21 protein-coding genes are annotated in these 18,464 nt (G+C 33.7%); all 21 read left to right on the top strand.

The features are described from left to right. Positions 1-80 precede the first annotated feature (80 nt). On the top strand, positions 81-1,406 hold the full coding sequence (trmFO, locus tag VQL36_RS12265; protein ID WP_349249591.1) for an FADH(2)-oxidizing methylenetetrahydrofolate--tRNA-(uracil(54)-C(5))-methyltransferase TrmFO: 1,326 nt from the start codon (positions 81-83) through the stop codon (positions 1,404-1,406). 246 nt (positions 1,407-1,652) lie between these two features. Next, complete coding sequence (gene hslV / locus VQL36_RS12260; RefSeq protein ID WP_349249590.1) at positions 1,653-2,198, top strand: ATP-dependent protease subunit HslV; 546 nt, start codon at positions 1,653-1,655, stop codon at positions 2,196-2,198. Positions 2,199-2,209: 11 nt separating this feature from the next. Beyond that, positions 2,210-3,607, top strand: a complete 1,398-nt coding sequence (gene hslU / locus VQL36_RS12255) for an ATP-dependent protease ATPase subunit HslU (protein WP_349249589.1) — start codon at positions 2,210-2,212, stop codon at positions 3,605-3,607. Positions 3,608-3,634: 27 nt separating this feature from the next. Further along, on the top strand, positions 3,635-4,411 hold the full coding sequence (gene codY, locus VQL36_RS12250) for a GTP-sensing pleiotropic transcriptional regulator CodY (protein WP_349249588.1): 777 nt from the start codon (positions 3,635-3,637) through the stop codon (positions 4,409-4,411). A gap of 251 nt (positions 4,412-4,662) precedes the next feature. Beyond that, positions 4,663-5,070, top strand: coding sequence for a flagellar basal body rod protein FlgB (gene flgB, locus VQL36_RS12245; RefSeq protein ID WP_349249587.1), 408 nt, complete (start codon positions 4,663-4,665; stop codon positions 5,068-5,070). Continuing rightward, positions 5,070-5,522 carry a flagellar basal body rod protein FlgC gene (flgC, locus tag VQL36_RS12240; RefSeq protein ID WP_349249586.1) on the top strand — a complete coding sequence of 151 codons (453 nt, stop codon included), beginning with the start codon at positions 5,070-5,072 and terminating at the stop codon, positions 5,520-5,522. The genes flgB and flgC overlap by 1 nt, the downstream gene beginning before the upstream one ends. An 83-nt stretch (positions 5,523-5,605) precedes the next feature. Further along, positions 5,606-5,911: a flagellar hook-basal body complex protein FliE gene (fliE, locus tag VQL36_RS12235; RefSeq protein ID WP_349249585.1), complete on the top strand. Its 306-nt coding sequence runs from the start codon at positions 5,606-5,608 to the stop codon at positions 5,909-5,911. Between the two features lie 41 nt (positions 5,912-5,952). Beyond that, on the top strand, positions 5,953-7,578 hold the full coding sequence (gene fliF, locus VQL36_RS12230; protein WP_349249584.1) for a flagellar basal-body MS-ring/collar protein FliF: 1,626 nt from the start codon (positions 5,953-5,955) through the stop codon (positions 7,576-7,578). A 14-nt stretch (positions 7,579-7,592) separates the two neighbouring features. Continuing rightward, the gene (gene fliG / locus VQL36_RS12225) at positions 7,593-8,600 is read left to right on the top strand and encodes a flagellar motor switch protein FliG (protein ID WP_349249583.1); all 1,008 of its coding nucleotides are present in this window, start codon (positions 7,593-7,595) and stop codon (positions 8,598-8,600) included. Beyond that, complete coding sequence (locus tag VQL36_RS12220; protein ID WP_349249582.1) at positions 8,593-9,411, top strand: FliH/SctL family protein; 819 nt, start codon at positions 8,593-8,595, stop codon at positions 9,409-9,411. Before fliG ends, VQL36_RS12220 begins: the two co-directional genes overlap by 8 nt. Then, on the top strand, positions 9,404-10,729 hold the full coding sequence (gene fliI, locus VQL36_RS12215; protein ID WP_349249581.1) for a flagellar protein export ATPase FliI: 1,326 nt from the start codon (positions 9,404-9,406) through the stop codon (positions 10,727-10,729). The genes VQL36_RS12220 and fliI overlap by 8 nt, the downstream gene beginning before the upstream one ends. Positions 10,730-10,752: 23 nt before the next feature. Next, positions 10,753-11,166 (top strand): flagellar export protein FliJ, encoded by a 414-nt coding sequence (locus VQL36_RS12210; protein ID WP_349249580.1) that lies wholly within the window; start codon positions 10,753-10,755, stop codon positions 11,164-11,166. A gap of 40 nt (positions 11,167-11,206) precedes the next feature. Then, on the top strand, positions 11,207-12,106 hold the full coding sequence (locus VQL36_RS12205; protein ID WP_349249579.1) for a hypothetical protein: 900 nt from the start codon (positions 11,207-11,209) through the stop codon (positions 12,104-12,106). A 37-nt stretch (positions 12,107-12,143) separates the two neighbouring features. After that, positions 12,144-13,550: a flagellar hook-length control protein FliK gene (locus VQL36_RS12200; RefSeq protein ID WP_349249578.1), complete on the top strand. Its 1,407-nt coding sequence runs from the start codon at positions 12,144-12,146 to the stop codon at positions 13,548-13,550. 27 nt (positions 13,551-13,577) lie between these two features. Beyond that, complete coding sequence (locus tag VQL36_RS12195; RefSeq protein WP_349249577.1) at positions 13,578-14,159, top strand: flagellar hook capping FlgD N-terminal domain-containing protein; 582 nt, start codon at positions 13,578-13,580, stop codon at positions 14,157-14,159. Next, positions 14,156-14,539, top strand: a complete 384-nt coding sequence (locus VQL36_RS12190; protein WP_349249576.1) for a TIGR02530 family flagellar biosynthesis protein — start codon at positions 14,156-14,158, stop codon at positions 14,537-14,539. The genes VQL36_RS12195 and VQL36_RS12190 overlap by 4 nt, the downstream gene beginning before the upstream one ends. An 85-nt stretch (positions 14,540-14,624) precedes the next feature. After that, the gene (gene flgG / locus VQL36_RS12185; RefSeq protein ID WP_349249575.1) at positions 14,625-15,455 is read left to right on the top strand and encodes a flagellar basal body rod protein FlgG; all 831 of its coding nucleotides are present in this window, start codon (positions 14,625-14,627) and stop codon (positions 15,453-15,455) included. A gap of 133 nt (positions 15,456-15,588) precedes the next feature. Then, positions 15,589-15,810, top strand: a complete 222-nt coding sequence (locus tag VQL36_RS12180; RefSeq protein ID WP_349249574.1) for a flagellar FlbD family protein — start codon at positions 15,589-15,591, stop codon at positions 15,808-15,810. Continuing rightward, positions 15,810-16,247: a flagellar basal body-associated FliL family protein gene (locus VQL36_RS12175; protein ID WP_349249573.1), complete on the top strand. Its 438-nt coding sequence runs from the start codon at positions 15,810-15,812 to the stop codon at positions 16,245-16,247. Before VQL36_RS12180 ends, VQL36_RS12175 begins: the two co-directional genes overlap by 1 nt. Before the next feature lie 31 nt (positions 16,248-16,278). After that, entirely contained in the window at positions 16,279-17,277 is a 999-nt protein-coding gene (fliM, locus tag VQL36_RS12170) for a flagellar motor switch protein FliM (RefSeq protein WP_349249572.1), read from the top strand. Next, positions 17,270-18,457: a flagellar motor switch phosphatase FliY gene (fliY, locus tag VQL36_RS12165; RefSeq protein ID WP_349249571.1), complete on the top strand. Its 1,188-nt coding sequence runs from the start codon at positions 17,270-17,272 to the stop codon at positions 18,455-18,457. The genes fliM and fliY overlap by 8 nt, the downstream gene beginning before the upstream one ends. Positions 18,458-18,464: the final 7 nt, after the last annotated feature.

The raw sequence follows: 18,464 nt of genomic DNA, 5'->3' as shown, positions 1-18,464 counted from the left end.
ATAAATATTCACACAATCTTCTTGGTGCTCAAAAAACCGAACTTTTTGAACTTTTAGTTCACTACTAGGGGGAAAATAACTTGTCAGATAAACAACAACATGTGAACGTAATCGGAGCAGGGCTTGCGGGAAGTGAAGCGGCATGGCAGATAGCAAGTCAAGGAGTTCCTGTTACTTTGTATGAAATGCGTCCTGTGCGTCAGACTCCTGCTCACCATACAGATAAATTTGCTGAACTTGTTTGCAGTAATTCATTAAGAGCAAATAACCTAACAAATGCTGTAGGAATATTAAAGGAAGAAATGAGGAACTTTAATTCCATTATTATCAATAGTGCAGATCAAAATCAAGTACCTGCTGGTGGAGCTCTTGCTGTTGATCGAGATGATTTTGGGGAAGCAATTACGAGCACATTACGTAATCATCCTCTCATTGAAGTGAAAAATGAAGAAGTAACAGAAATACTAGAAGGAATAACGGTTGTTGCGTCAGGTCCGCTTACATCACCAGAGCTCTCTGATAAAATTAAAGAGATGTTAGGTCAGGAGTACTTTTATTTTTATGATGCAGCAGCTCCTATAATTGAAAAAGATTCAATTGATATGAACAAGGTTTTTTTTGCATCACGTTACGATAAGGGCGAGGCAGCATATCTTAATTGTCCCATGAATGAAGAACAGTTTACACGCTTTCATGAGGAACTTATTACAGCAGAAAAAGCACCGGTGAAAGATTTTGAAAAAGATATGTTCTTTGAAGGGTGTATGCCTATAGAAGTAATGGCAGGCAGAGGTGAGAAAACGATACTTTTTGGCCCTATGAAACCAGTTGGATTAACTGATCCAAACACTGGGGAACAACCTTATGGAGTAGTTCAGTTGCGACAAGATAATACGGCAGGGACACTTTATAACATGGTTGGTTTTCAAACCCATTTAAAGTGGGGGGAGCAAAAAAGGGTGTTTTCAATGATACCAGGACTTGAGAATGCTGAGATCGTTCGTTATGGAGTAATGCATCGTAATACGTTTATTAATTCTCCCCAACTGTTAAAACCGACATATCAATATAAAGATAATGAGAATCTGTTCTTTGCAGGTCAAATGACTGGGGTTGAAGGTTATGTTGAATCTGCAGCTGCTGGATTGATTGCAGGCATTAATGCTGCAAAAGTAGCTAAAAATGAGGAAACTTTAGTATTTCCAAGAGAAACTGCTTTGGGTAGTTTAGCAAATTATATTACAACAGCAGATTTTAAGCACTTTCAACCAATGAATATGAATTTTGGTTTATTTCCACCATTAGAAAAAAGAATTAGAAATAAAAAGATGAAAAATGAGATGATTGCAAATCGTGCGATTGATGAAATTAAAAAATTTAAAAATCAAATCGGAACAAACTTGTAAGACGAACTTTGTTTATGATAAAATTAGGATGTTTTAGCAACACAACACTATCTTACTGTATACTTATATTAAGATCTCCGTAAGGAGGTTTTTTTAAAGAAAATTTCATGATACTTAAATATATTGATCGCAAAACTTAACCTAAGGTTACTTTAATCCCGCAAATATTTTTTTGTGGGTTTCACTTTTTGGGTATTTAAATTTTAGATGTTCAACTATATGGGGGATAAGAGGAGGTTTTAATTGATGAATCAAGGATTTCATGCTACGACAATTTGTGCCGTGCGCCACAATGGTAAAGGTGCAATTGCTGGCGACGGTCAAGTTACATTTGCAAATAGTATGGTGATGAAACATCAAGCAAAGAAAGTTCGGAGATTATATAAAGGTAAGGTAGTTGCAGGTTTTGCAGGTTCCGTTGCTGATGCTATTACACTATTTGAGAAATTTGAAGGGAAATTAGAAGAACATCAAGGCAATTTGCAACGATCTGCAGTAGAGCTTGCAAAAGAATGGCGCTCAGATAAAGTACTCCGAAAATTAGAAGCAATGATGCTTGTAATGGATGAACATTCCTTATTGTTAATTTCAGGGAATGGAGAAATCATAGAACCTGATGATGATATATTGGCCATTGGTTCCGGAGGTAGTTTTGCCTTAGCTGCTGGAAGGGCTATGAAACGACATGCAGATCAGATGGATGCAAAGCAAATAGCTGTAGCTTCTTTAGAGTTAGCAGCGGAGATTTGTGTATATACTAATAATAATATTATTGTAGAAGAGATTGGATAGGAGGGATGAGTATGGATAATCAAGCATTAACCCCAAAACAAATTGTGGAAGAATTAGATAAATATATTGTTGGGCAAAAAAATGCGAAAAAATCAGTGGCAGTTGCTTTACGAAACCGATATCGTAGAAGTCAGCTTGAGGAAAATATGAGAGAAGAGATTGTCCCTAAGAACATTTTGATGATAGGTCCAACAGGAGTAGGGAAAACAGAAATTGCAAGAAGATTGGCGAAATTAGTTGATGCTCCTTTTATAAAGGTAGAAGCCACAAAATTTACTGAAGTAGGTTACGTAGGCAGGGATGTTGAATCCATGATTCGTGATCTAGTAGAAACCTCTATTAGAATGATTAAAGCAGAGAAAACAGAATTAGTAAAAGAAAAGGCAGAAAAGATGGCAAACGATAAAATTGTGTCTTTATTAGCACCTTCAAAAAACAAATCTAAAAATCAAAAAAATCCTTTAGAAATGTTTTTTAGTAATCAAAATCAAAAAGTTGAAGATTCTCAAGATGAAAGTTCTGATGAAATTACAAGTAGGAGATCCTTTTTGAAGGAAGAACTTGAAAAAGGACAACTAGAAGATAGAGTGATTGAAATCGATGTTGAGGATAATGCACCTTCCATGTTTGATATGTTTGCTGGTCAAGGGAATGAGCAAATGGGTTTTAATATGCAGGAGTTATTTGGTAATATTATCCCTAAAAAAACAAAAAAACGCAAGCTCCCAATCAAAGAAGCAAGAAAGATTCTAACACAGCAAGAAGCCCAGAAATTAATTGATATGGATGAAGTCATACAAGAGTCAGTGAATAGAGCTGAGCAGCTAGGAATGATATTTATTGATGAGATCGACAAAATAACGATTTCAAACCGAGGGTCAGGACCAGATGTCTCAAGAGAAGGTGTTCAAAGAGATATATTGCCTATCGTAGAAGGCTCTACAATAATGACCAAATATGGACCTGTTAAAACCGATTATATATTGTTTATTGGTGCAGGTGCATTTCATACATCAAAACCTTCGGATATGATTCCAGAGTTACAAGGTAGGTTTCCAATCCGTGTGGAATTAAATAATCTCACATTGGAACAATTTGAATTGATATTAAAAGAACCTAAAAATGCACTTACAAAACAATATACTGCACTTCTAGAAACTGAAGGCATTAAAATACAATTCTCGGAAGAATCTATTACTGAGATTGCAAAAATTGCAGCCGAAGTAAATCAAAATACAGATAATATTGGTGCTAGAAGGTTGCATACGATATTGGAAAAATTGCTGGAAGACCTATCATTTGAAGCCCCAGATTTGAATTTGGAGTCATTTATAATTACACCTGAATATGTAAATGAAAAATTAATGGATATTGCTAAAAATAAAGACTTAAGTCAATATATTTTATAATGTAGCAATTTAGGAGGAAATAAAAGGATGAGACTAATACGCAAAACCCGCAAATTAAACAAGTTATTACAAAAGGCTGCGGGCAAAGCTGTAAACTTTACTGAAATGTCAGAAGTTCTTGATGGAATAATAGATGCAAATATTTTTGTTATAAGTAGAAAGGGTAAAGTATTGGGACGATCAATTTCAAATCCCTTTCAAACAGAAGAATTAAATAAAATGGTTTACGAGGAACATCGTCTAACACAAGAATACAATGAATTGTTTTTAAAAATTTATGAAACTGTCACAAATGTCGACATCGATAATTCAAATGACCCAATGATTCAGAAATTAGCAGGTATATTTGAAGGATTTCATATAACTATTGTCCCAATTATTGGAGGAAGAGACAGACTTGGGACTTTAGTATTAACAAGAATGGGAGAAAAGTTTGATGATGACGATCTAATACTGGCAGAATATGGATCTACTATTATAGGGATGGAAATTTTGAGGGGGAGATCCATAGAAATTGAAAAAGAAGCAAGAAGTAAAGCTTCCGTTCAAATCGCAGTTAGTTCACTTTCCTATAGTGAATCTGAGGCTGTTGAATATATTTTTAACGAACTGGATGGATATGAGGGTTTATTAGTCGCTAGTAAAATTGCTGATCGTGTTGGTATAACAAGGTCTGTTATAGTGAATGCACTCAGAAAATTAGAAAGTGCGGGTGTGGTAGAGACAAGGTCTCTTGGGATGAAAGGGACTTACATTAAAATCTTAAACGAGCAACTACCCGAAACGCTTGTTAATGCACATTAAAAAACTACGTTATTTATACTTATTCAATCTGTATAAAGATTAATATTGAATTCATTTTGAAAAAGTCCTTATTTTAAAAATAGGACTTTTTCCTTATTGTGTAAGTTTTTTCCCGGGATTAAATTATAGAGTATAGCTTATTCGATAATAAACGATATTTTTTCGTTTATTTTGTCGAAAAATAAAGGGATATTATCGATATTTGTTGAATAGGTTATCAATAAAACTATATATTTAAGGCGGTAGTTGAATTGGGGTTATTAGTAAATCAATCCTTCAAATTATTGGAGCGTTCAATAGATGCATCCACATTAAAACAGAATGTGATTACAAACAATATTTCAAATGTTGACACGCCTTTTTTTAAAAGGTCTGATGTTCAATTTGAATCATTATTACATAAGGAAATGAATAAAAATACAAAATTTGAAGGTGTCAGAACTCACAGTGAACATTTTGTTATTGGTAATGAACAAACGACAATTGAGCCTAAGATAATAAGAGATGAAAACTCTGTATTTAATAACAATAATAACAATGTTGATATTGAATATGAAATGTCTTTATTAGCAGAAAATCAATTGAAATATAACTTGTATATTCAACAGTTAAATCATGAAATTAAACTAAAACGCTTAGCCATAGGAGGTAGAGCTTAGTGAGTTTGACAAATAGTTTTAATACTAGCTCCTCAGCATTAACAGCACAACGATTAAGAATGGATATTATATCTTCCAATATTGCTAATGCTGAAACAACAAGAGGGAAATTGGTTGACGGAGAATGGGTCCCATATCAAAGAAAGGTTGTTGTTACAGAAGCCGCAGGTCAACCTTCATTTGATAAAGTGTTTCAATCTAAATTAAGCAGCAACTTAGTTGGCAATGGAGTAAAAGTTACTCAAATAACTGAAGATCAATCTCCATTTAAAAGATTGTATCAACCGACACACCCTGATGCAAATAAAGAAGGATTTGTTTATATGCCCAATGTAGATATCCTCAAGGAAATGGTAGATATGATTTCTGCTACACGGTCCTATGAAGCTAATGTAACAGCATTAAATGCATCAAAATCAATGTTTATGAAAGCATTAGAAATAGGTAGATAAATGTGAAACATAATAAAGTAATTTTCTCTACATAATGATTATCGGTAAGTACTTAAAAAAAGTTAAATATGGAGGAAGACATAGTGATTAATAAGGTATCCCAACAACCCATTGAGTTTAATGGAACTGGTTTAAAAAATCAACAAAGTGTAGGTGGAACCGATCTAGCTAAGCAGTTTAGCAGTTTTCTCAATAATGCTATTCATGATATGAATCTAGAAGAACAAACGGTAAGTCAGTTGAACTCTCAATTCATTCAAGGTGGAAATGTTGATCCTCATGAATTATTAATTGCTTCTCAAAAAGCCTCATTAAGTTTGGAGTTAACAATTGAGGTGCGAAACAAAGTAGTAGAGGCATATCAAGAAATAATGAGAATGCAAATTTAAACAACTTAGCGAATGGTTATTGATATTTGTGAGGTGACAAGGTGAACGAAACAATTAGTCGTTATTGGGGGAAAGTACTTCAATTTTGGAAACAGATAAGTTTAAAACAAAAGATTATGATGGGAATTCTTTTCTTCGTAACACTATTAATAATAGCAATCGTTATTTTTAACTTATCAAAAACAGAATATTCACTAGCATACACTGAATTGACACCTGCTGACGCAGCATCAATTCAAGAATATTTAACTTCAAATAACATACCGTATCAATTCTCAAATGATCTAAAAAGTGTAGGTATACCAAGTACATATTTAACTGATGTAAAATTAGCTGTAGCTTCACAGGACTTAATTGTTGATGGTTCTCAGGGTTTTGATATATTCAAAGAAAATATGTCTACTTTTGGAGGCATAACAGAAAACCAATTTGAAATTTTAAATACCGATGCCAGAGCAGGGGAAATTGAACAATTAATTAATGCCATTGAAGGTGTTAGTTGGTCAAAGGTGGTCCTGAATTTACCAGAGGAAAGTGTATTTATATCTCCTTCTGGTACAGAAGACCAATCCTATGCTTCGGTTATCGTCAGTTTTAAAAGAAATTACAGAATTGAGCAGCCTATAGTAGATACAATTTACAATTTAGTGAGAACAAGTGTCAGAGACCTACCTATGGAGAATATAACGATTTCATCTGATTTAACGGGTGAATTACTACCTTCATCTAGAACAGATACAAGCAGTGGTATTCAAACAGGTGTTGCAGTGCAACAGATGCAAATCAAAAAGCAATATGAGTTAGAAATTCAGAGAAATGTTCAAAATTTCTTAAAACAAATCTTTATAGGAGATGAACATATCGCAGTAAATGTATTTTCTACATTGAATTTTGATCAAGTGAATACTCAAGAAACAAGATTTGAACCTTTTGATGATGATGATCAGAAAGGGATTGTAAGAAGTATAGAGGAAATTCAAAAATCTTATACTGGTGAGGATAATCCTACAGGAGGTATTACAGGTACCGGTGATAATGATATTCCTAACTATGTTGCTACAGATCAAAATGGTGTGACTAGTGAGGAAGAGAGTGAAAGTAGAATCAATTATGAAATAGATGAGATCACTAGTTCAATCATTAAAAGTCCATATATTGTACAAGATTTAACGATATCTGTAAGTATTCCTTCATTGAGTGATGGTGATCCAAATGATCCAATTCAAGTGAAAGCGATAAATGATCTGACAAAAGAAGTAGAAAGTCTATTGGTGAATATTGTATCGGCTTCATTAGCAGATAGTGGCAAGCAATTTACAGAAGATCAGATTACCCAAAAAGTAACAGTCATTTCACGACCTTCTAATGGTAAATTATTGGGTAATAGTGAAGATCCATCCGGAATTCCATCATGGGCATACGGACTAGGCGCTGTAGCTTTAGCACTAGTCGCAGGTGGAGCTCTTGTAGCGTTTAGAAGAAAACAACAACGTGATAATCTTTATGAACAAGAAGAATTAGCTTATAGTTCAGAAAATGACCTTTCTAACTTGGAAATTCCTACTAAACATGTAGATGATGAAGTGAAGAGGCAATTAGAACATTTAGCAAAAAGTAAACCAGATGAGTTTGTAAAAATATTACGCACTTGGTTAGCAGATGAGTAGAAGGAGGGTTTATTATGGCTAAGGGACAATTATCAGGAAGACAAAAAGCTGCCATTCTTTTAATCTCATTAGGAACTGAAACATCTGCGGAAGTTTTTAAACATCTAAAAGAAGAAGAAATTGAACAATTAACATTGGAAATTGCAAATGTTAGAAAAGTGAACAGTATTGAAAAAGAAAATATAATGAGTGAATTTTATCAAATTTGCATAGCCCAAGATTATATTTCTCAAGGTGGAATTAGTTATGCCAAAGACATATTAGAAAAAGCATTAGGTCATCAAAAAGCAGTTGATATTTTGCATCGCTTAACATCAACCCTGCAAGTGAGACCTTTTGACTTTGCAAGGAAAGCAGAACCGGCACAAATACTCAACTTTATCCAAAATGAAAATTCTCAAACGATAGCTTTAGTACTGTCACACCTTGATTTTGAGAAAGCATCAGTTATTTTATCTTCGCTTCCTCAAGATAAACAGGCCGACATTGCTAGAAGAATTGCAACGATGCAAAGCACTACTCCTGAAGTAATTAGACAAGTAGAACGAATTCTTGAACAGAAACTATCAGCCACAGTGAGTGAGGATTATACATCATCAGGTGGAATTGACGTTATCGTTCAAATCTTAAACGGTGTTGACCGTGCAACTGAACGAACGATATTAGAATCAATGGAAATTCAAGATCCAGTTCTCTCAGAAGAAATCAAAAAACGCATGTTTGTGTTTGAGGATATTGTAAGTCTGGACAATCGATCAATTCAACGGATTATCCGTGATCTAGATAATCATGATTTACAGCTCTCGTTGAAAGTATCAAGTGAAGAAGTACGAGATGTAATTTTCAAAAATATGTCAAGTAGAATGGTTGAAACCTATAAAGAAGAAATGGAGTTTATGGGCCCTGTACGATTGCGTGATGTAGAAGAAGCACAAACTCGAATTGTATCCGTAATTCGTCGTTTAGAAGAAACGGGAGATATCGTTATTTCAAGAGGTTTGGGAGATGATATCATTGTCTAATCTCATTAAATCTACTAACTATATTTCAATAGAAGATAAGAAAAAATTACAATTATCAGACTTTTACATAAAAAAAGATTTAACTCAAATCGAGAATACGGAACATCAGATAGAAGAGGATGATGAAGTTTTTTCTGAAAGAGATGAAATATTGAAAAAAGCGCAATCTTTAGCGAATGAACAAATTGAAAATGCAAAAGCTGAAGTTGCTGCTTTAAAAGCAGAAGCTGAAAATGAAATCAAGTTATGGTGGTCTGAGAAAAGGGAACAGGACAAACGTATTGTTCAAGAGACAAAAGCAAAAGCAATTGAACAGGGAATTAAAGAAGGTACTGAACTTGCAGAAGAACAAGTAAAACAACAATATTCTAATTTGATTAACGAAGCAAGTACAATTGTTAATACAGCTTACGAAGAAAAAGAAAATATTATTCATGAGGCAGAACCTTTTGTGGTTGATTTAAGCTGTGCTATAGCTGAAAAGGTAATACATAAAGAACTTCATGATTCCAAGGAAGCAGTCATTCAAATGATTGGTAAAGTTTTAACGAGAAGAAAGGAAGAAGGAATTATAAAGTGTTGTGTTGCGCCAAATCAGTACAAATACATAAAAGATGCAAGAGAAGAATTGCTCTTGTCACTAGATCCGCAATCTGAATTGCAAATTGTGCCTGATGCTTCTTTAGAAGATTTTGACTGTGTTGTTCATTCTTCATTTGGAAGTATTGACGCTAAGATAGACACGCAACTATCAGAAATTAAAAATCAGTTGAAAGAAATTACTAGAAAACGTGATGAACAAGATGAGTAAAATCAACCTTAATGTAGGGAAATATATTGAGCATCTAAATCATATTGAAACCGTCCGTTTTAATGGAAAGGTTACACAAGTTATTGGACTAACTGTTGAGTCTGAGGGACCTGAAGCAAAAATTGGAGATGTTTGTTACATATATCCTGACCGATCCAAAAAACCAGTCTTAGCTGAGGTTGTAGGTTTTCGAAATCATAAAGTCATTTTGATGCCGATTGGTGATTTAAATGCAATTGGGCCTGGCTGTGATGTGGTTAGTTTAGGTAAACCTTTAAATGTTAAAGTAGGTCATGAATTATTAGGAAAAGTATTAAATGGGCTCGGAGAACCCTTAGATGGTTCTAAACTTCCTCTTAATATGACAATGTATAACACAAATAACCTACCTAGTAATCCATTGAGCAGACCAAGAATTACAGAACCAATTAGTGTAGGCATCCGCAGCATTGACGGGTTGTTAACGATAGGAAAGGGTCAGAGAGTAGGTATATTTGCAGGATCAGGTATTGGGAAAAGCACGGTTCTTGGTATGATTGCCAGAAATACTTCTGCTGACATCAATGTAATAGCTTTGATAGGAGAACGTGGTAGAGAGGTAATGGATTTTATTGAAAGAGATCTTGGTCCAGAGGGATTAGCTAGATCAGTTGTTATCGTAGCCACTTCAGACCAACCAGCTTTAATACGAATGAAGGGTGCGCTTATAGCAACTACTATTGCAGAGTATTTTAGAGATCGTGGTTTAAACGTCATGTTAATGATGGATTCAGTAACCCGGTATGCAATGGCATTAAGAGAGGTTGGGTTAGCAATAGGTGAGCCTCCTACGACAAGGGGATATACTCCTTCAGTGTTTGCAAACCTTCCTAAACTTCTTGAACGTGCTGGTACAAGCTTAAAAGGTTCTATTACAGCTTTTTATACTGTACTAGTCGATGGGGATGACATGAACGAACCTGTTGCAGATACAGTACGAGGGATCTTGGATGGTCATATCGTGTTGGATCGAAATTTAGCAAATAAAGGACACTACCCTGCGATTAATGTATTAGCTAGTGTGAGTCGCGTAATGAAGGAGATCGTTTCAAAAGATCAGCAGCAATCAGCAGAGCACTTAAAACGTCTATTATCAGTTTATACAGAATCAGAGGATTTAATTAATATCGGAGCATATCAGAAGGGTTCAAATTCAGAGATTGACCAAGCATTGAGTTATATGCAGGATATTCTAAGTTATTTACAACAATCAACGGATGAAAGAGTTACTTTTGAAGATGCAAAACAATTATTACTGAATCAATTTAGCAGGAGTTGATGATAGTGGCTTATAAATACCCAATGCAGAAGATCGTTGACTATAAAAATAATTTGAAAACACAAGCAGAATGGCAGCTTACTAAAGCAATAATTCAATTAAATTCTGAAAATGAGAAATTATCGAAATTACAAAATCAAAAAAACAATCAATATCAGAAACTATATTCAACATTTAAAGATAAAACCCCAATATCAGATTTGCAAAATATGTCCAGCTATATCTTATCTTTAAATCATCATATACAAAAACAACACGAAGGTTTGAAAAATGCAGAAATGGCAGTATCTAAAAGTAAAGATGGTTTGAAGAAACAAATGATAGATGAAAAAGTCTGGGTGAATGCAAGAGAAAAATCATATACAACACATATGGAAAAAACTTTGAAAAAAGAAACAATGGAACTAGATGAGATTGCTATCCGTTTACAAAGATAATTATCAGCTAGAAACGGCATATATGATAGGAGGGTTATAGGTGGATAATATAAAAATAGAAGGGTCATCGATGGGTGTGTTTTCAAAAGTATTCTACTGGTTTTTGATACCTGTTATTTTTACCACCATACTTATTTTTGTGTTAGATTCGATTAACAACTTCAATGTGTTAAATATGGTTTTAAAAGTTGGAAACAAAATTCCATATGTAGAAACTCTAGTACCTGATGTAGAAGAATTAGATAATGAGGTTACAGTAATGTCAGATGAAGAGAAAAATGTACTATTACTGGAGTCTATAGAGTTAGAATTGGATAGAATTCAAACTGAATTAGTGAACGAAGTAGAAATTAGTGCTGAAAAAGATCAAGTCATAAACGAGTTGCAAACAAAAATCGACTTATTAGAAGATCAATTGATAGATAAAATAACGATGGATGAATATGCTGAAAAAATTAAAGAAACATCTAAAATATATGCTGATATGTTACCAAGCAAGGCTGCATCCATATTTGAAAACTTAACGATGAGTGAAACAGTGCTTATGTTAAATGCAATGAATAAAGATGATCAGGTTAAAATATTAGAAAAAATGAACCCGGAAATGGCTGCTGAAGCTTCCATCCTTTTGAAGGATACAGTTTCAGTAATGGATCAACAAATTGCTGCTTTACAAGCACGGTTGAAAGAAATGGAAAATAGAGAACCAAAGGAAGATCCTTTATCAAATAAAGAATTAAGTTTAACTATTTCAACGATGGTACCTGAAAATGCGGCTTCTATATTATTAGAAATGAAAAAACAGAATCAAGAGTTAGCTTTAAATATATTGCGTGAGACAGATACCGTAATTCGTTCCAATATAATACAAGTTATTTCAGAAATATCTGAAACTGATGCTGCAGAATTTTTAACTTTATTAGCAAAAGAAAAACCATAAATTTAATCATACATTAATTTGAAAGGGGGTGATATACATGATGCAGATGTCTTTGATACATAATTTGAGCAATACTTCAACTAGTTCTTTTTTAAATAATTCTTCAAAAACTATGAACACATCAAGTAGTGATTTTATGGCAAAGCTGATGGCTTTAAATGATAACAATCAAACTCATGATAATGATTTAATAAATTTAGAAGCTGCGCCTACGGATGAGTTATTGCAATCAATTTTAGCAGAATTGCTGACATCCGACTTATCAAAGCTAAATCAGTTGATTGATACTGAAAATAGTGGTGATGAAGAGAATATTAAGAGCATAATGCAATGGTTAGAAGAGTCTGATTCTAAACAATCATTCTTGAAAGTTATTGCACTGTTTAATCAGTTTAGTCAACAAGTTGAGGAGAAGCTCTCTTTAAATGGGGATATGGCAGAAAATTCTCAGTTTGAACTAATGAAACTGATGATGGAAAATTCAAAAAAACAATCTCAAAATCTTTTAGATTTATTACATAATATGAACTCTAAAGAAAGTAGTAATGTTATATTCAATTTTAATGATCTGCTAGATATTTCTCCTGAAACAATGGAATTAATGAATAAGCTAATTAATGACACCGACAAAAAATCATCTTTGCAATTTATTCAGTTATTTAACGTGATATCAAAAACAACGGTTACAGATCTTGAATCCATGGATGTTTTGACAGGTCAAGAATTGTTAAACTTATTGCAGAAAACATTAAAAGTTTATCAATCCAATTCATCTGAGTATTTTAAATCATCTTTTTCAAATGAGCAGACTTCATTTGGAAGATTAGAACAACAAACTTCTATATTGAATCAAATCATATATCAAACAAATGCCATACCTAATGAAGGGGCAATACAGCCACTGGGAAATCACAATATTGGTACTGTTTTTAACAATGATGTGATCCGACCGACAAACACAGAAGTAGTAAAACTACCAATTGAAGCACAAAAGTTTTCTCAAGAAATGAGTCAATTTGTATTTAAAACCATAAGGTTTTCTCAATTTAATGGTATTGCTGAAGCTAGAATTTCATTAATTCCTGAGCAATTAGGACAAGTAGATGTTCATTTGAAACTGGAAAATGGACAGTTAGTCACTCAGTTTATGGCAGATAAATTGATAGGAAAAGAGATGATTGAAAGTCAGTTGCCTCAATTAAGATTGGCTCTACAAAATCTTGGTATTCAAGTTGATAAAGTCGAAGTTCTTCAGATGGATTCACAGTTATTTCAGGATGAGAAGAACCAGCAGTTTTCACAACAATTTAAACAACAGAGTAATCAAAGCCCTGAACAATATGAAACTTTTTTGGAAGGTTTTCCTGAGGGTGATTTAGAAATGGAAATGCTATCGGAAGGTTTTACTAACGTAAATGGTAGGGCATTTGATGTGACCGCATAATGTTTTGAATTGGAAGGAGGAAAAAAATTGTCCGAATATTTACCTGGTGTTACTAACGCATGGCCTTACTATTCTTCAAGTAATCAAAGGATTTCAACTTCCGAGGAACAGAACAATTTAGGGCAAGACCAGTTTTTAAAACTCCTTATGGAACAGTTGAAACACCAAGATCCTTTATCGCCTACAAGTGATCAAGATTTTATTGCGCAATTGGCTCAATTTACATCCTTAGAACAGTTGACAAAAATATCGGATGAAATTCAACTATTACGTCAATCTATTGGTATTTCGTCAGATATGATAGGAAAAGAAATTACTTATAGTTATTATGACACGGATACGTCTGAGATGATTACTGAAACAGGTATTGTCGAGGCGATCAGCATCATAAGTGGAAGACAATATGCCATCGTAGAAGGTGAAGAAGTTCCGTTAGAGCTGATAATAAAAATTTCTGATGTTACTGTTTCAGAAGAACCAGAACCAGAAATACCAGAAGAACCAGAAGAACCAGGGGCATTAGATGCACCAGCAAGTAACGAAGAGGAAATTAATATCTTTGAAGTTAATGCAGATCTAGAAGTTGTAAATGGAGTGAATGAAGAGTGATAGAACGTAAAATGATAGGTCATTTACAAACCAATCATATTCCTCCTAATATAACGAATAAAACTCAATCAAAAGTTACACAGAACAATAAAAATCAACCATTTGAAAAGTTGCTTCAAGATGAGATGCTGAATTTCAGCCACCATGCGGAGCAAAGATTGAAGCAAAGAGGCATTAAATTATATCCAGATCAGATTCAAAAAATAAACGAAGCAATAGATAATGCTTCTGCAAAAGGAGCTCAAGATTCTTTGATATTATTTGATAATACTGCATTTATTGTTAATATTAAAAATCGAACTGTTGTGACAGCCATGGATAGTAACTCTTTGAAAAATCATGTTTTTACAAAAATTGATAGTGCTTTAATTATAAAATAATTTACTAGGCTGGACCTTACAGGAGGCCTATGGTTGTGGACCGATAGAAGCAACCAATTCAATTATTAATGTGGGAGTGAGTTAAATGCTTAGATCTTTATATTCTGGAATATCTGGAATGCAAGGCTTTCAAACAAAATTAGATGTCATAGGTAACAATATCGCAAATGTGAATACAACAGGTTTTAAAGCTGGAAGAGTGATGTTTCAAGACGTATTAAGCCAACAAATTTCAGGTGGAACAGCTCCAAACGATGTAACTGGTGGAAGTAACGCAAAGGAAATTGGTCTGGGTGTTACTGTTGGAGCGATCAATACCATCCATACTCCAGGTAGTGCAATGACTACAAATGTGCCAACTGATCTTAGAATTGATGGTGATGGATTTTTTGCAGTTGCTCCTAATTCAGATGCTGAGACATCTTATTTGACACGAGCAGGGAATTTTTCAATAGATGCTAATGGGAATATTGTTAATGTTAATGGTATGTTCTTGCTAGATTCCGAAGGAGAAATTATTACGATAGATACAGAAGAAGTGACATCATTTTATATTGCTCAAGATGGCGAAATTGTATCTGTAAATGTTGATGGAGTATCAGAAGGAACCGATATTCGAATCGGTATAGCCAAAGTTACAAATCCTTCAGGTCTTGAAAAATTAGGCGGAAACTTATATAGAGTTACTCCAAATTCAGATGCAGAAGCAGAAGATCCTTTGGATTTAATAGGGCAAGCAAATGATCCTGACATTGGGACAGGTTCTATCATCTCTGGACAGTTAGAAATGTCAAATGTAGATTTAACCGCTGAATTTTCAGAAATGATTGTTGCTCAGCGTGGATTTCAATCCAATTCAAGAATAATCACAACATCTGATGAGATTCTTCAAGAAATAGTTAACTTGAAACGATAATCCATGAAACTCCTATTTACGATTTAAGGAGAATATGAACTGTAAATCAAGATAACTTGAAGTGTACTTCAGTGGGGTGGAAGTAAGACTATCCCACTGAATATGCTGCAAACTATCACATGGGGGAGAAATGATGATTACTGTGACTCGAATAAACGGAAAAAAAGTTTCAATTAATGCTTTGTTAATAGAAACAATTGAAGAAATACCTGAGACAATTATAACTCTAACCAACGGCAAAAAAATACTGGTTCTCGAAAAGGTAAAAGATGTGATAGTATTAATTAAAAACTACCTTCATGATATTGGTATTATAAATGCTACGGTGAAATCCCAACATATGGAGGGATCATAGTGTCAAAAAATCTGTTATTCTCACTCATTTTTATTTTGGTTTTTATTACTTTAATTACTTTATCAGCATTTATATTTTGGGATTGGGTCAAAAATGAACCCGTATCAACTGAGAATCCAAGTGCACAAGAGATTCAAGAACTGACTGTTTTTATGGATGATGTAACAACGAATCTAGCAGATTTAAACTATTTAATAAGAATAAGTTTTGCGTTTCAGGTTGACAATAAGGATGCAAAAAAGGAATTAGAAGCTTCAATACATATAGTAGAATCAAATGTCATTCGGTTATTAGCAGATACGAAAGCGAATGAGATGAGTGATAGTCAAGATTTAGATCTAATCATAAACAAACTGAAGGATATCATTAATCCAATTCTAACAGAAGGTACATTAGAGCAAGTTCACATTACAGATCGAGTTGTTAGTAGGATATAACAGCGCAAACCGTGCTTAAGGAGTGGTTTAATTGGTAGATATTCTATCCCAGAATGAAATTGATGCTCTATTAACTGCTCTTTCTTCAGGTGAGATGGATGCAGAAGAACTAAAAAAAGAGGAATCTGCAAAAAAAATAAGAGCATATGACTTTAAAAGAGCGGTTCGTTTTTCAAAGGATCATATCAGAAGTTTGTCAAGAATTCATGAGAATTTTGCTAGATATTTAACAACCTATTTTTCGGCACAATTAAGGACATTTATGCAAATTAAAGTCGTTCAAGTTGAACAGTTGCCTTATGATGAATTTATACGCTCCATTCCAAAAACGACGATATTAAATATATTTGAAGCTGAACCTTTAAAAGGAAGGATGGTTCTAGAAGTACATCCTAATATTGCTTATGCCATGATTGATCGTTTACTTGGAGGTGTTGGAACTAATCTTTCAAACGTTACTACTTTGACAGAGATTGAAACCATGGTGTTAGAAAGAATATTTACAAGAGCGTTTGAAAGTTTTAAAGAGGCATGGAAATCAGTGATTGATTTAACACCCAAACTCACAGCCTTGGAGACAAATCCACAATTTATTCAGATTGTTTCTCCAAATGAAACTATCGCCCTTATTTCAATGAGAACAAACATTGGAGATTTTTCTGGCATGATGAATTTGTGCATACCGCATGTTGTCATTGAACCTATAATGTCTAGACTATCTGATCATCATTGGTTTATATCAGAAAAAAAAGCAGAAAAAAATCCTGTTGAAATTGAAGCTTTGCAGAGAAGAATACATAATACTACGTTACCAATAGTTGCTCAGTTAGGTAATTCTAGTCTATCCGTTCATGAATTTTTGAATATAGTAGAAGGAGATGTTATTAAATTAGATAAATCCATTCAAAGAGGACTGACCTTAAATATAGGCAATAAGGAAAAATTCATTGGAAGACCAGGTGAAATTAATGGGAAATTAGCAATAAAAATTGAAGAAATTTTAAACGAGGAGGAGGGTGGAAATGAATAGTAAAAACCTATTAACGCAAGAAGAAATAGACGCATTACTTAGCCAACCGACCGAGCAAAATCAATCAATGGATATCCATCAATATTTATCTTCCTTGGAATTGGATGCTCTTGGTGAAATTGGAAATATTACATTTGGTAGTGCAGCTACAGCTTTATCTACATTAATTGGGCAAAAAGTAGATATTACTACACCTAATGTTTCTATTGCTTTAAAAGATGAATTAAAAAAAGAGTTTAAACATCCTCATCTTGCAATACACGTAGAGTATATTGCTGGTTTGGAGGGAATTAACTTATTAGTCATTGCTGAAGAAGATTCAAAAATTATTGCTGATCTTATGTTAGGTGGGGATGGAACAAACGTAGCAGAAAAAATAAATGAAATACACATTAGTGCAGTTCAGGAAGCCATGAACCAGATGATGGGATCATCGGCAACATCAATGTCAACAATTTTCAACCGTACTGTAAATATATCTCCACCAAGCATTAATGTTATAGACACGGATCAACAAAATGGTTTGCCTTCAGATGATGTGGTTATAAAAGTATCTTTTAGATTGAAAATCGCTAATTTGATAGATTCAACGATTATGCAGCTAGTAACGATACCATTTGCTAAAAATCTAGTTCATAGTTTAATAGGAGGGGATGTAGAACAACAGAGTGAACAGCAAGAGCAGAGTGAACAGCAACAGCAGACAAACACTGTTGAAAATACATTACAATCAGATTCAGCATCTAATTTATCACAACAACCTGTACAACAAAAAGAAATTAACAGAACATATCAAGAAATGAATCAGACTCATAAGGAACAACAAAACATTGTTAATAACAATCTTATGAATTCAAATGTTAATGTACAGCATGTTCAATATGAGAACTTTACTCAAACGAATGTAACACATTCAGATCAAGTAAATTTGAATTTATTACTTGATATCCCTTTGAATGTCACAGTAGAATTAGGAAGAACTAAAAAAAAGGTCAAGGAGATTTTGGAATTAACACAAGGGTCCATTATTGAACTAGATAAATTAGCTGGTGAACCGGTAGACATTCTGGTTAATGACAAAAACATTGCCAAAGGTGAAGTGGTTGTCATAGATGAAAACTTCGGTGTTAGAGTAACTGAAATCATTAATCAAGTCGATCGACTAAATAAAATACAATAAATACGGA

The organism is Chengkuizengella sp. SCS-71B, from assembly GCF_040100845.1.
Classification (GTDB): domain Bacteria; phylum Bacillota; class Bacilli; order Paenibacillales; family KCTC-33759; genus Chengkuizengella.
This window is presented reverse-complemented; position numbering and strand designations above follow the sequence as displayed.